The organism is Micromonospora sp. NPDC002389, from assembly GCF_040296095.1.
Taxonomy (GTDB): Bacteria; Actinomycetota; Actinomycetes; order Mycobacteriales; family Micromonosporaceae; genus Micromonospora.
Genome location: NZ_JBEOWP010000016.1, coordinates 112,395 through 125,792, shown reverse-complemented (window position 1 = coordinate 125,792; position 13,398 = coordinate 112,395). Strand labels below are relative to the sequence as shown.

General features: G+C 72.2%; 6 protein-coding genes and 1 pseudogene. 1 reads left to right on the top strand and 6 read right to left on the bottom strand.

Features of this window, described 5'->3' with window-relative positions:
• Positions 1–689: 689 nt before the first annotated feature.
• Complete coding sequence (locus ABT008_RS25580; RefSeq protein ID WP_350699155.1) at positions 690–941, bottom strand: SCO4848 family membrane protein; 252 nt, start codon at positions 939–941, stop codon at positions 690–692.
• A 66-nt stretch (positions 942–1,007) separates the two neighbouring features.
• On the opposite strand from ABT008_RS25580, the gene ABT008_RS25575 reads away from it, so the two are divergent.
• Entirely contained in the window at positions 1,008–1,550 is a 543-nt protein-coding gene (locus ABT008_RS25575) for a hypothetical protein (protein ID WP_350699153.1), read from the top strand.
• A 35-nt stretch (positions 1,551–1,585) separates the two neighbouring features.
• On the opposite strand, the gene ABT008_RS25570 is transcribed toward ABT008_RS25575, so the two are convergent.
• The 5 genes and pseudogenes from ABT008_RS25570 to ABT008_RS30520 form a co-directional block, all read right to left on the bottom strand.
• Complete coding sequence (locus tag ABT008_RS25570) at positions 1,586–2,215, bottom strand: hypothetical protein (protein WP_350699151.1); 630 nt, start codon at positions 2,213–2,215, stop codon at positions 1,586–1,588.
• Positions 2,216–2,235: 20 nt separating this feature from the next.
• Positions 2,236–2,871: a hypothetical protein gene (locus tag ABT008_RS25565; protein ID WP_350699149.1), complete on the bottom strand. Its 636-nt coding sequence runs from the start codon at positions 2,869–2,871 to the stop codon at positions 2,236–2,238.
• Positions 2,868–3,710, bottom strand: coding sequence for a DUF6406 domain-containing protein (locus ABT008_RS25560; RefSeq protein WP_350699147.1), 843 nt, complete (start codon positions 3,708–3,710; stop codon positions 2,868–2,870). Before ABT008_RS25560 ends, ABT008_RS25565 begins: the two co-directional genes overlap by 4 nt.
• A 32-nt stretch (positions 3,711–3,742) precedes the next feature.
• A pseudogene (locus tag ABT008_RS30525) lies at positions 3,743–12,892 on the bottom strand (C2 family cysteine protease); the annotation flags it as partial.
• Positions 12,893–13,107: 215 nt separating this feature from the next.
• A complete protein-coding gene (locus ABT008_RS30520) occupies positions 13,108–13,371 on the bottom strand; it encodes an SUKH-4 family immunity protein (protein ID WP_502890506.1) in 264 nt (87 codons plus the stop codon).
• Between the last annotated feature and the right edge of the window lie 27 nt (positions 13,372–13,398).

The window sequence follows — 13,398 nt, the reverse complement described above, 5'->3', positions numbered from 1 at the left end:
CCACCAACCCGAAAGTTGGCACGGGGCATCATAAAACAATTTGGCACTGGCTTATCAAGCACCCTGTTGAGTTCTCAAAGAACAACCACACACCATCAGAACACCCGACCAGCAGGCACCCCTCCGGGGACCAACCCGCACCCACCTCGCGGCGAGCACTTTTACTACGTTACCTTACCGTCTGGCCCGTGTCAACCGGTGTGTCCCGGTACGTCACGCTTCTGGCGGTTCGGCATCCGTGATCAGGCGCAGCGGTGACCGCTTCGCTCGATCGTCGGATTTGGCAGGCCGGCCGCTGCGGTCTCCCGCTAGCTCGCCCGGTTCCCTGCCGGTCGTGAACATTACCCGGTCGTTTCCGCTCCGCCAAATCCGCCCCTCGGCGTCTTCGTCGGGCCCCGCCCGGGCCGCGTCCACTGAGGATCACTCCGCACTGAACTCGGCACCGCCTGGTCCGGACCTCGTGGCTTTCGCCCCGTTTGCCCGTTCCGCAGCGGCAGAGAGAAAGTTACGCGTCCACAGGTTTGATCGTCAAATCCGGGGGAAGCGGTCCCCGTCACACTCCAGTGCCCGCGAACGCTTCCCCGGTCCGAAGTGGTCCGTCCGACCAGGTCCACACGCAGCGGCACAGGGGTACCGGGCCGCAGCTCGCCCCGAGGTGGGCGGGCTCGTGGGCGACCCGTGTGCCCAGCTCAGCGCGGGCCGCGTCGGGACATCCGCCAGGCACGTACGCCGAGCAGACCCACTGCCGTACCGATCGCCAGTGACGCCCCGATCAGCAGCGCGTGCACCCAGAGGAAGCCGGTCGCCGGCCAGTCACCGACCGTGCCGCTCGCCCAGGACCGCTCGTCGTTCCAGATGGCCACCGCGAACCTCGGCCAGATCACCCAGGTCCAGACGCCCACACCTGCGAGGAACACGGCCCAGCCACGCGACACCACCATGGTCGGCGAGTATGCCAGCGGGCGACGGGGGCAGTGTCCGGATCGGCCGATCGGTACGGTGGGTCGATGACCCCGCCGCTGAGCCGCACCAACGCGGAGGCGCACCTCTACATGGACCTGCGCCCCTGCTCGTGCGGGAACGTCCGCTTCCCTCGCCAGAGCGCGGTCGTCGCGTTGGCCGACGGCGAGCTGGCGAGTCGTTACACCGGCGCCTGCGCCGGGTGCGGCCGGGAACGGGAGTTCGTCTTCCGGCTGCCGCCGGGACTCGGCACGGCGGGCACCGGGTTCCGCTACGGCGGCGACGAGCCGTCCGAGCTGCTCGACCCGGGCGAATGGCTGCTCGTCGCCGACGCGTACGCCGGACAGGTGCCGGCAACGCCTGCGGACGGCGACGCCGGGCAGCGGGCTCGCGCCGCGTTGACCCGGGCCGTCGCCGCGCTCGACGAGGTCGGCAAGTTCATCCCGGCGGACGGTGACGCGGTCCCCCCGGAGACCTTCGACAGTGACCGGGGGCGTCAGCTGCACCGGCGTGAGCCCGGTCGGTTCCGCCGGGACCGGCTGCGGGCGGTGCGCGACACGTACGCCGGGATGCTGGCGCAGCTCGGTTGAGTCGGCCCCGCCGGCCCCCGACGGCGGTGACGCGGTCAGAGGCCGCGGGCCTCGTCCAGGCAGGCGGCGTTGGTGGCCAGCAGCATGGGCAGTGCCCCGAGGAACTCCCGCAACACGTGACGGGGATCGTGCTCCCGCTCGTCGACGAAATCGACCCGTGCGCCGGCCTCGGCGAACACCTCGCACACCTCCCACAGGCTGTCGCCGACGCTGCTCCACTGCCAGACGTCGTGCACGAGGGTCGGCACCCGGATCACCGGCTCCATGCCGAACAGGCCGATGCCGTAGTTCAGTGGGTCGTCCGGACTGTTGCCGAGTGACACCATCAGCGGCAACACCCGATGCGCCCGGGCGAACCCCTCCAGGTCGGGATCGTCCGGGCTCACCTCGACCAGCAGACCGTCCTCCAGGAACCCCTCGACGATCCGCTCCGGATCGGTGACCCCGACGGCGGTGGCGGACTCCACCACGGCGGTCCTGGTCCACGGCCGGGCCGTCGCGTCGGTCGGAGGATGGGCGGCAGCCCAGACGGCGAAAGCCTGCGGGTCCTCCATCGTCACCACGAGGCGACCGATGCCCAACGAGTAGTAGGCGACCGGGGCGCCCGCCTCCGGGTGGAACTCGCCGGTGTAGCGGCCGACCGGCAGGATCAACGGCTGTGTCATCGGCGGCGTCCTCGTCTCGGTCACGGCTGCGGCTCCAGGTAGACCACGCTGGCCAGCAACAACGGGTGCAGGGCACGGAAGAGCGCGGTGAGCAGCAACTCCGGCTCGGTCAACTCTGTGTCGGTGCCTCCGCTCTCGCGCTCGTCGGCGGCCAGCGACTCGCACACGTCCCAGAGGCTCTCCCCGGAGCGCCCGCTCTCCCAGAGGTTGTAGACGGTGCGGGTGACTTTCACGATCGGCCGCTCGAAGAAGCCGATCGACCACAGCCAGGGCTCGTCGGCGCTGTTGCCCAACCCCACCATCCGTGAGCCGAGCCGGTGCCGCTGGGCGAAGTCGACCGCCGCCGAGGTGTCCGGCGTCACCTCGGCGAGCAGACCCTCGGTGAGCAGGCTGTCGAGAAGCGGTTCGACGTCCACACCGGGAAGGTGTACGGCCGCCGCCTGCCGCACCGAGGCGAGCGACCAGGGTTGCTCCTCCTCGCGGTCGGCGGTGCTGTGCGCCAGCGCCCACAGCGCGAAGCGTTGATCGTCCAGGTCCCAGACGTCCGGGCCGAGCCGGACGCGCTGGTAGCGCTCCGAGGCGCCGACCTTGGGGTGGAAGGTGCCGAAGAACTGCCCGAGCGGAAGCAGCAGGGCCTCTGGGGTCGGCGTACTCATGGCTGCCCGTCCTGGTGGTTGCGGGGGTCGGTGAAGGTGCCGGGTGGCAGCATCTGCGCCGGCGGGAGGTGGTCGACCTCCACGGGGGTGAGTCGGCCCAGCAGATAGCCCATGGACCTGGCCACTCCGCGTAGCTTCCTCTCCCGGGCGGCGGAAGCAGGTGGACCGGGCGGGCCGACCAGGTCCAGTTCGTGAACGAAGTACACGGTCGAGTCGCCCGACTGCGTCGAGACGACCAGCAGTCCGCCGGAGGCGTTCGCGATCACCAGCCAGGCCGGCGACAGCCACAGGTCGCGGTGTCGGCGCTGGGCATGCACCAGATCGAAGAACGGATAGTCGGGGTGCACTCCGAACAGCGGGCGTTCCGGCGTCAGGGCGAACGGCACGCCGGGTACGTGGTGCGGCACCTCGGGCTGCGCGCCGTTGTTGCGGCGCAACCATTCGCGGTAATCCGCGGGTAGACGGAGCCCTAGGGCGGACTCGACCGACTGGAGCCGTGTCTCGTCGAGTTGGCCGTAGGTCCGCAGCCGAGCGGGTTTCCACAGTCGTCCGGCGGGTGGATCCATCACCTCGTTCGCGTCCACCCGGCGAACCGTGACCTCCCACTGGTCCTCGCTGGCCATGTCGAGGTCGGCGAACCGCCAGGTCTCGTCGCCCACCGGGAACGTCTCACCCAGCCTCACCTCGTGATGCGTGGACTCCTCGGCCCAGTGCGGAATGACGATCATTTCGGCGCGCACCGGCGGCCCCACGTCGACCCATCGCACCGCGAGGCGGGCGTGCCCGATGTCGACCGGGACGTTGTTCGGAATGGAGGTGATCTCCGTGAAGGAGCGCAACGGCCGTTCTCCCTGTCCTGTCGTCGGCATCGTCAGCCGTTCACCATGTCGTGCAGCACGGACTCCTCAGGGAGCCTGAACCCGAGCACGTCCTGCGCGAGCTGTTCGGCGGCCTCCCGACTCACGGGCATCGATCCACCGACGCCTGGTTGCCCACCGTCGGCGCTCCAGTGGGCCGTGCGCTGCCCATGCTCGGAGGAGACGACCACGAGCAGACCATTCACCGTACCGTCGGCGCCGAGCAGGGCGAAGTAGCCGACTGTCGTCGGGTGCTCTTCCAGGAAGGTGCGACCGAGCGAATGACGGTGCGAGCGTTCCGACTCTCTCTGAGCAGGCACCTTCGGCGCGGCACCAGGCGTGTCGAGCCGCGCCGGGGCGGCATCGGTGACGAGCGGGCCGGAGGCTGCTTCGGCTGGCCCGGCCGCGACTGCGGGCGCGATGTCCAGGTGAGCGTAGGGGGCACTCATCAGTTCCAGGAAGTCCCGGATCGGCATCGCCGCCGGATGATCGAAGTTCCACGGATTTCGTAGCGACACGCGACCGTCGGCGACCGCAACCACTTCGTACGCGTGGCCGGGTACCAGGCCGAACGGGAGATCATCTTGGATCTCCTCGGGGTAGTCCCGCTTGGGCAACGTGCAGGTGATGACCGGGCTGCCGGAGGCCAGCAGTTCGCCGAGTCGCGCCGCGACCGCAGCCTCCTGTCCTGGCCGGGCGTCGAACGTCGACGCACGACTAGGAGCACCCGTGATCTGGGTCAACAGTTGCGCCTGCATGTCTGCGGTGCTTCCGACGTCCAGTCGCGCGTAGCCGGTCGGCGCCGCCTGGTGCGGATCGTTCGGGCTGTGCCAGGCCAGCCATCTCGACTGCCAGAGTTGGCGCTGCTCCGCACTCCAGGTCCGGTCGACGGCCGCCAGAGCCTTCTCGAGCAGGGAGGCCCAGGCCGCCCCATTGAGCGACTGGTCGGCGTAGGCCGTCGATCCGGCCGCCACGGATCGTAGAGGTACGTCAGGGGTCACTGTGATGCGCAGTCGACGACCTGTGGGTGCCATCGTCTCACCGAGCAGGGTGCTCTCGTGCAGCAGCACGTCGACGGTGCCGTCAGCATTCGTACGGAAGAGTTGCGCCAGCACGTCCGGCCGGTGACCGGCGACGGCAGCGATGCTGGCGAGCATTCCGCAGTCACCGAGCATGCCCTGTCGTACCTGGTCACCGCGTGGTGGACCGTCGAAGACCGGTGCTGGTCGCCCAGTCCGGGCATCCATCGGTCGCCCGTACTCGACGGGGCGTCGGGGAGCAGGGTCGGGCAGGGTGAGCCGATCGGCTGCCACCACCACCTCGTTGCCGGTGTCGACAGACGTGACCTCGATGTCGACCTCGGTCTCCGGCGGCATCATCAACCGCAGCGCCTCGGTCAGCGCGTTCGGCACCAGCGCCATCCGCCGCGCGTCGGTCTGGTAGTGGAACGCGTGGGTGGCGAGTACGGCCATCGCGGCGGGATTCGTGCCGTGGGCGGCCCGGAAGGCGGCGTCGACGCGGACCCGGTCCTCGGCCAGGAGGGCCTGGCGGCCTGCCGGGGTGCGCAGGTCGTACGCGGGGGCCGACAAGCCGAGTGTGAACTCCGATACGCCGTCGACGGTGTACGGGCGCAGGTCGAAGCGGCCGGTCAGGTCGACGTAGACGCCTTCGGCGGCCACCCGGTCGGCCAACCGTGGATCGACCTGGCGGATCTGGTCCAACAGGCTCGGCGGCAGATAGATGAGCTGCCCGGCCAGGGCGGGCATCCGGGGCATCGAGGACTGGCGCTGCTCCCCGTGCACGGCCAACTCGCGCAGCTTCGCGGTCAGTTCGGGGGCCTCCGGCGGCGGTCGGAAGTCCGGGGCCAGATGATCGCGGTAGTCGATCGCACGGTACCGCTCGACGAGCGTCGGGTCAGGTTGGTACGCCAGGACGTCGGTCACCGCCTCCGGGGTCATCGCCGGCAGGCTGAGCATCAGCACGTGGTGCCAGACGTCACCGGGCACGACCGCCAGGCGTTCCTGTACGTCCGGCGTACCCCAGCGCAGGCCCAGGTGGTCGACCAGCGCGTCGATCTCGGCGCGCAGTGCCACCCGGGCGGCGGGAACGGCCTGCGTGTACCAGGCGGCCATCACGCGCAGCTCGGCCAGACGCCCCCGGTCGGCGGCGGTGAGACCGGCCGGATCGATCGGTCCGTCGACGGCGTCCTGGTCGAAGAGGCCGACCTGGGCGTCACCGGTCTCGTGCCGGGCCAACAGTTCAGCGGTCTCGTGCGCCACCGCGCGGTCGACCGCGCTGTCGGCGGCCCGGTCGGAGACGGTCAGGGTGAAGGTGCCGTCCAGGTTGCGGATGGTCTGCGCCACCGTGCCGGTGGCCAGTTCGCCGGTGGTGACCCGTACCCGCAGGGGGTCCAGGCCGTCGGCCCGCACCTCGAAGACGTCCGGGCCGACGGCGACGACCTGGGTCGCGCCGATCGACTCGGCGAGGGTGGGCAGCACCAGCCGGGCCCGGTCCAGGACCGCCGTGGGGTCGGCGACCGGTCGGCCGTGACCGTGGAATCCGGAGTCCGGCAGCGCCGTGACCGTGCTGCGGGCCAGTTCGACGTGCGCGTACGTGGGGCTTGTCAGGTCGAGGAAGTCGCGGATCGACATCGGCGCGGGATGGCTGTCGTTCCACGGGTTGCGCAGCCGCACCTTGCCGTCGGTCACCGACACGACCTCGTACGCGTGCCCGGCGTACAGCCCGTGGGGCGGCTTGCCGTGCTCGTACGACTCGTAGCTCTCGGCGGGACGCGTACCGGTGATCACCGGGCTGCCGGCGGCGAGCAACTCGGCCAGTCGGGCCTGGGCGTCGGCCTCCCGTCCGGGTGTCGGGTCGAATTCGTTCACCCTGGTCGGCAGGCCGGTGAGCTGGCTGAGTAGTTCCGCCTGCATGTGGTGGGTGCTGCCGCCGTCCAGCCGGGCGTAGCCGAGTGGGGCGGCCTGGGCGGCGTCCACGTCGGGTCGGGCACTCCACTGCTGCTGCCACTGGTCGTGGCGTTGCGGGGTCCAGGTGCGGTCGACGGCTGCGATCGCCTTCTCCAGCAGGGAGGCCCAGGACGTGCCGACCGTCGACTGGTCGGCGTAGGCGCTGCGTCCTCCCGCAGCGGCGTGCACGGGCACATCCGGGAACACGGTGACCCGTAACCTGCGTCCGGTGGGGGTGTTCGTGCTGCCCGACCCGTCGGTCTCGTGCAGCAGCACGTCCACCGAGCCGTCCGGGTTCGGCTGGAACATCTGCGCGACGGTGTCCGGCAGGTGACCGGCGACCGAGCCGATCACGGCGATCATGCCAAAGTCACCCAGCCCACCCTGCTGCACGTCCTCCCGTTTCGGCGGACCGTCGAACAGTGGCGCCGGTTGGCCGGTGCGAGCATCGCGCGGCGAGCCGTAGACCGGTCCGCCGCCGGCGGTGTCGGAGGGGAGCGTGACCCGGTCCGCGGTGACCGAGACGTCCCCGGACGGCTCCTGGGTCGGGACGGTCTCGGCGGCGACGACGCTGTCCCGTGGCACGGGGGTGATGGCGCGCAGCGCCTCGGTCAGGACGTCGGGCACCAGCCCCATCCAGCGGGCCGTGCCGTGGTAGTGGAACTCGTGGTCGGCGAGCAGGACGGCGGCCTGGTCGCCGTGCAGCGCCCGTAGGGCGGCATGGGCACGTTGCCGGTCCTCGTGCAGTTGGGCCCGCCGGCCGGACTCGGTGGTCAGGTCGAACGCCGGCCGGGCCGCGCCGAGGTCGATCTCCGGAACGCCGTTCACCATGTACGGGCGCAGGTCGTAACGGCCCGCCACGTCGACGTAGACGCCGTCACGGGCGACTCGGTCGGCGAGGTCGGGATCGACCGCCCGGATCCGTCCGATCTGTCCGGGGCGCAGGCCGACGATCTGTCCCGCGAAGGACGGCATTCGGGGCAGCCCGGTCTGTGCCCACTCGACCTCGACGGCGAGTTCCCGCAGCCGCGCCGTCAGATCCGCCTGCTGCGGCACCTGGAAGTCCGGTGCCAGTTGAGCCCGGTAGTCGAACATGCGAACCCGCTCGACCTCGGTCAGGGTCGGTGCGCCCGCCAGCACCGCCGACACCGCGTCCGGAGTGAGGGCGGGCAGGCTGAGCTGCACCAGGTGGGCCAGCACGTCGCCGGGGAGCAGCGCCCACCGGTCCCGGACGTCCGGATCGCCCACCCGTAGGCCGAGGTGGGCGGCGAGGGCGTCGAGTTCGGTACGGAGCGCGAGCCGCCCGGCCGGGTCGGCGTTGGCGTACGCGGCGGCGAGCAGGCGGATCTCGGCCATCCGGCCGAGGTCGTGGGCGCTGAGCCCGGCCGGGTCGATCCGGCCGTCCACGTTGCCCGGGTCCAACGGCCCGACGAGGGCCCGCCCGGACTCGTGCAGGGCCACCAACTCGGCCACCTCGTGCGCGAGCGCCCGCGCCACGACCTGGTCGACCGCCCGGTCGGACACGGTGACGGTGAAGGTCCCGTCGGGCTCGCGGGTCGACTGGGCCACCACACCGTCGGTCATCGGGCCGGTGGTGAGGCGCACCGTCAGCGGGTACTGCCCGGCCGCGCGGATCTCGAACAGGTCCGGACCGACCTGCACCACCGCGTCCACCTGGGCGTACGGCGCGATCTGCGGCAGGGCGGCCCGCGCCAGGTCGAGCACGGCCGCCGGGTCGGCGGTCGGACGGCCCAGTCCGTGGAACCCGGAGTTCGGTACGGGAGCTGCGGTGATCCGGCCCGAGTCCGGGTCGGTCCCCCCGTCCGGCCGACCGGCGGTCGGGTCCGGCGAGGTCCGATCCGGAGCGGTCGGGTCAGGGGCGGCAGAGTGCGGCGAGGTCGGGTCGGCGGCCGGGTCGGCAGAGCGCTGGAAGGCACCGAAGAGACGCCCGAGCACGCCGTTGCGCTGCTGTGCCCCGGCCAGGCGCTCGGTGAGCCGGTCGGCCGCCGACTCGGCCGCGTCGAGCCGCGCCTCCAGGTCGGCGGTCGCCTGTTCGAGCTCCCGGACCGGTTCCTGCAACTGGTCGACGACCTGATCCACCCGGTCGGCCGCCGACCGGGCGTCACTACGGGCGTCGAACCGGGTCCGTACGTCGTCGGCGGCTAGGCCGGCACGTTTCGCGTACCACTTGGCGGCGCCGATCACCGGGACGGCGGCGAGCGCGGCGACCGGGATGATCGGGGCGAGCGGACTCGACAGGGTGATCGCGATCGCGGTACCCCCTGCGGCGGCCAGACCGGTCGTGGCGATGCTGGCACGCAGGTACGCCTTCAGGCTCGGCACGCCCGGCGGACGGTCGACGCCTCTCTGTTCGGCGCGCAGCGTCCGGAGCCGGACCGACCGGCTGGCCCGGTCGCCGCCGTAGTCGACGACCACCTGGCGCGCCTCGGGTCGCAACTGGGCCAGCCGCTCCGCCCGGCCGAACATGCCCTCGCGCAGACCGAGTCGGTCGATGACCGCGTACAGCTCGCGCAGGGCGGGCTTGAGGGACATCGGGTCGGCGTTGCGTACGTGGCTCCGGGCGACCTGGAGTTCCCACGAGTCCGCTCGGCTGAGGACATCCCGGACCTCGGTCGTGGTGGTGTTGCCGTCCTGGGAGGTCGGCGGGGTCGGTGCCGGCGGCCCGGTCTCCGAGCGATGCGCCGCCAGCCGGTCGACCGCCGCGGTGACCCGGTCGAGGTTCGCCACCGCCACCCGGAGCCGGCGGGCCGCGTCGGCGACGACGACCTCGGTCGGTGCGGCGAGTCGGTCCACCCGTGCCGACGAGTCCGCCGCCGGGTTCGGATGGTCCAGGTCCCACTTGCGGCGGGCGTCCTTGACGCTGGTCTCCATCCGCTTCAGCGCCAGGTCGCGGACCGGTCCGAGGACGCCACCGGCGGCCATGTTCAGCGGTCCCGCCCCGGCCGCGACCTGGACGACACCCGCCAGACCGACGGTGGTGGCGGCCTGTACCAGCGGCCCGGGGCTCTGTTCCACCGCGTACACACCGGCGTTCGGCACATTGCTCGGCCGGGCGTCGCTGTCCGTGGCGTCGGCCGGTCGGCCGACGAAGATCCGTGCCATCCGGTCGGCCAGCAGTCGACGGCCGTGGCGCTCCGCGACCGGCCGCAGCTCGGCCGGCAGGTGCTCGCGTCGCTGCTCCGCCCCGGGAATGCCGTCGCGCAGGCCGAGCTGGTCCAGCAACGCCCGCAGGTGACGGGCGTGTCGGATCCGGGCCGGACCGCTGGCCGCGTCGTGCCGGGCCGCCAGCTCGGCGAGCTGCGTGAGCGCCGCCGCGTCGCCGGGATCGCGGGTACCGGTCGACGGATCAGCGGTGGTCGTGACAGCACCCGCCGGATCGCCGGGTCGGGCCGACGACGTGGCGTCGGGGGCGGTGAGCCCCGCCCAGGCCGGATCGCCGAAGAGCAGTCGCCGGAACGAGTCGGCGGCCCCGTTGCGGCGGTGCGACTCGGCCAGCCGTCGGTCGAGGTCGGCCACCCGTTGTTCCAGGTCGGCGGCGCGGCGGGAGACGTCCGCGACCCGTTCGGTCACCAGGTCCACCGGACCGGCCACGGCCTCGGTGAGCTGGGTGAGCTGGGCGTCCGCCGGCATCGCCGGGTTATCCGTGTCCCAGGTGTCGCGGGCGTCCTTGGCCGCCGCCTCACGACGGGCCATGATCGGGTCGACCACGGCCCCGCTGGCCATCGCGGTCAGACCGGCGGTGATCGCGAACCAACCGAGCCGGAGCTGACCGATCAGGTCACCGACGACGGCGATGCTGCCGGCGGCGAGCACGCTCGGCGTGTTCTCCACGGTGCCCATCCACCAGGGCGCTACCTTGCCGGGCCGGTCCCCTTCGGCCGGTCGCCCGTCCGCGACCGCCGCCAGCCGGTGCCGCACCATCGCCGTACGCGTACCGCCGAAGCGGTCCGCCATCGACCGGAGATCTTCCGGCAACAGTTCCCGGCGCTGCGCGACGCCGGGCGTGTCCTGCCGCAGACCGAGTGCGTCGAGCAGGCCCCGGATCTCGCGGGTCACCCGGGGACGGGCGAACGTCGATACGGCGTCGCGTTGCGCGGCGAGGGCCCGCAACTCGGCGAGCCGCCCCTGTTCGTGCGGGGTGAGGCCGACCGGGTCGGGGGAGGCCGTCGTCGTGGCCGGATCGCCGGGCCGGTTGGTGGTCGGTGCGGGGGCGGTGCCCGCCGACGGGCCGGGATCCGGCGGGGCGAAACGTCGCGGCCGGCCGATCAGTCGACGGCGGCGCTCCCCGGCGTCGAGCCGCTGTCCGAGCGCCTCGACGTGGCTCTCCAGGCTGACAGTCGCCGAATCGGCCGCCCGGGTCGAGGCACCCACGTCGTCGGCCCGGCCGGCGACCTCGCGGCCCGTGGTGAGATCGGAGTCGGCGGCGGAGCGGGCGTCCTGACGTGCGTCGTGCCGGGCCCGACGGTCCTCGGCGGCCAGACCGACCCGCTTCGCCAGCCATTTCGCCGGGCCGGTGGCGACCGCGCCGATCGCCCCTCCGACGCCGAGCATCAGCGCCAGCTCCGGTCGACCGGCGTCCACGGTCAGCTTCACCGCCAACCCGGCGAGCAGCGAGTTGGTGGCGAAATGGGTGATCACATACGTACGCAGCCGGGGCAGACCGGTCGGACGGGGGTCACTGGTCGGCGCGGCGGGCAGACGGTCCAGCGCTTTGCCCCTGCGGTCGGTGTACCAGTCCGGGTACACCTCGGTCAGGGCGGTCCGCGTCGCATCCGGCACGCCGGCGAGGCGCTGCTCCGCGCCGAGCATGCCGTCCCGCAGGCCCAGGCGGTCGACCACCGCGGCCAGTTCGCGTCGGGCCGCGCCCAACGACCAGCGGTCGGCGACGGCGACCTGGTGTGCGGCGGTCCGCAGCTCGGCGAGATCGGCGGGCGAGAGCGGGGCGACCGTCGGTGCCCCCGGGTCCATCGGTCGCCCGAGGGCCGACAGCTCGGCCACCTCGTGCGCCAGCGCCCGCTCGACCACCTGGTCGGCGGCCTGGTCCGAGAGCGTCACCACGGCGACGCCGTCGCTGCCGAACCGACCGGTCGCCACCGCGCCGTCCGCCACCGGCCCACTGGTCAGGCGGAGCGTGAACGTGCTGCCGTCGGCCCGGGTCACCTGGTACGTACCGTCCGGGCGGATCGACACCTCGGTGACCCTGGCGTGGGTCGCCACCTGGCCGGCGACCGTTCGGGCCCGGTCCAGCACCGCGTCCGGGTCCGGGTCCGCCCGGCCCTGACCGTGGAAGTCGGTACCGGGCAGCGCGCTGGCGGTGATCACCGTGCCGGCGCGGTCACCGTTCGCCCGGACGTCGCCGACCTCGGTCCGGTCGGCCGGTCCGGTCAGGCTGTCGGTTCCGCCTCGGGCCACACCTGCCGGCCCCTGGTCCGTCCCTCGCGTCGCGCCTGGGCGTACTCCTGCATGACCCGCCGGGGCGGCAGGCTGGGGTGAACGGTGATCGCTCCCGAGCGGTCGATGATGTAGCTCGCCTGACCCACGTGCGTCCCCGAGGCCCGTTCCTGCTCCGAGAGTCTCTCCCGGGCCAGCCAGCCGAACTCGAACTCCCGGAGCACGATCGGATTCCGGGTCGCCAGCAGGCGGCTGATCAGTGTCAGTGCCTCGTCCTCGGTCAACTCGCCCCTCTCCGTCAGGCATCATCATCGCCCAGAGGCCATGGGTTTCCCGGATGTCCGAGGCTGACATGTCCGTCGACGCCGTCCCGCTCTGCGGATCCCACCACACCGGCGCATCGGCACCGACCGGGAAGACGATCACGAACGCATGGGCACCGTCGATGTCCAACTGACCGCTGGCGTCCAGGACGGGCTGCCCGGCGGAGTCGACGTACAGCCAGTCGGCGACCACCAGCGCCGACGCGCCGGGCCCGGCCTCCGCCACCTGCCGGTAGAGGTCGGCGTACTGATCGGCGACCGCCTCGATCCGGGCCGACAGGTCGGTGGGCAGGTTGTCCTGCCCACCGATCCACTCCCCGCCGATCCACGCCTCGGCGCGCTGCAGGCCGCCCCGCTCACCGGAGACCAGATCGATCGTCCCGTCGTCGGTGCGGTCCGCCCAGCGGGGCACCGACACCTGCGGGTCGCCCCGGAAGCTGGCCAGGGCTGCCAGCGACGCGTCGAGACAGTTGTTGGCCCGGCCCGCTTGCTCCGGCCCACCGTCGTTGACCAACTGTCCGTACGGGTGCGTGGACGGGTCGGCGAAGACCGCGTACCCCTCCGGCGTGGCCAGGCTCGCGGCCAGGTCGTCCTGGTACTGCGGATCCTCCAGGGGCGCCAGCTCGCCCGGCCCGTACCGCCGGCTCTCCGGCAGCGACGACGCGGGACCGACGTCGGTCAGGCCGTCGGGTCCTCCGTCGGCCAGACTTGGCGGCCGGTGATCCGACCCTCCAGGCGGGCCGTCGTGTACCGCTTCATGACCAACGGTGGCGGCAGGCTCGGATGCGCTGTCACCACTCCCGTCCGGTCGATGATGAAGACCCCCTGGCCAATCTGTCGGCCATGGGCCCGCTGCTGCGGGGAGAGCGTCTCCTGGGCTGCCCAGCCGAACTCGAACGGGAAGATCGCCACCGGGTTGTCCGTCCCGAGCAGCCGAGTCATCAGCTGCTGGGCTTCCTCCCTGCTCAT

What these genes read in the sequence shown, in the direction of transcription:
- ABT008_RS25580 (WP_350699155.1), bottom strand. Translation starts at nt 941, where the DNA reads ATGGTGGTGTCGCGTGGCTGGGCCGTGTTCCTCGCAGGTGTGGGCGTC.
- ABT008_RS25575 (WP_350699153.1), top strand. Translation starts at nt 1,008, where the DNA reads ATGACCCCGCCGCTGAGCCGCACCAACGCGGAGGCGCACCTCTACATG.
- ABT008_RS25570 (WP_350699151.1), bottom strand. Translation starts at nt 2,215, where the DNA reads ATGACACAGCCGTTGATCCTGCCGGTCGGCCGCTACACCGGCGAGTTC.
- ABT008_RS25565 (WP_350699149.1), bottom strand. Translation starts at nt 2,871, where the DNA reads ATGAGTACGCCGACCCCAGAGGCCCTGCTGCTTCCGCTCGGGCAGTTC.
- ABT008_RS30520 (WP_502890506.1), bottom strand. Translation starts at nt 13,371, where the DNA reads ATGACTCGGCTGCTCGGGACGGACAACCCGGTGGCGATCTTCCCGTTC.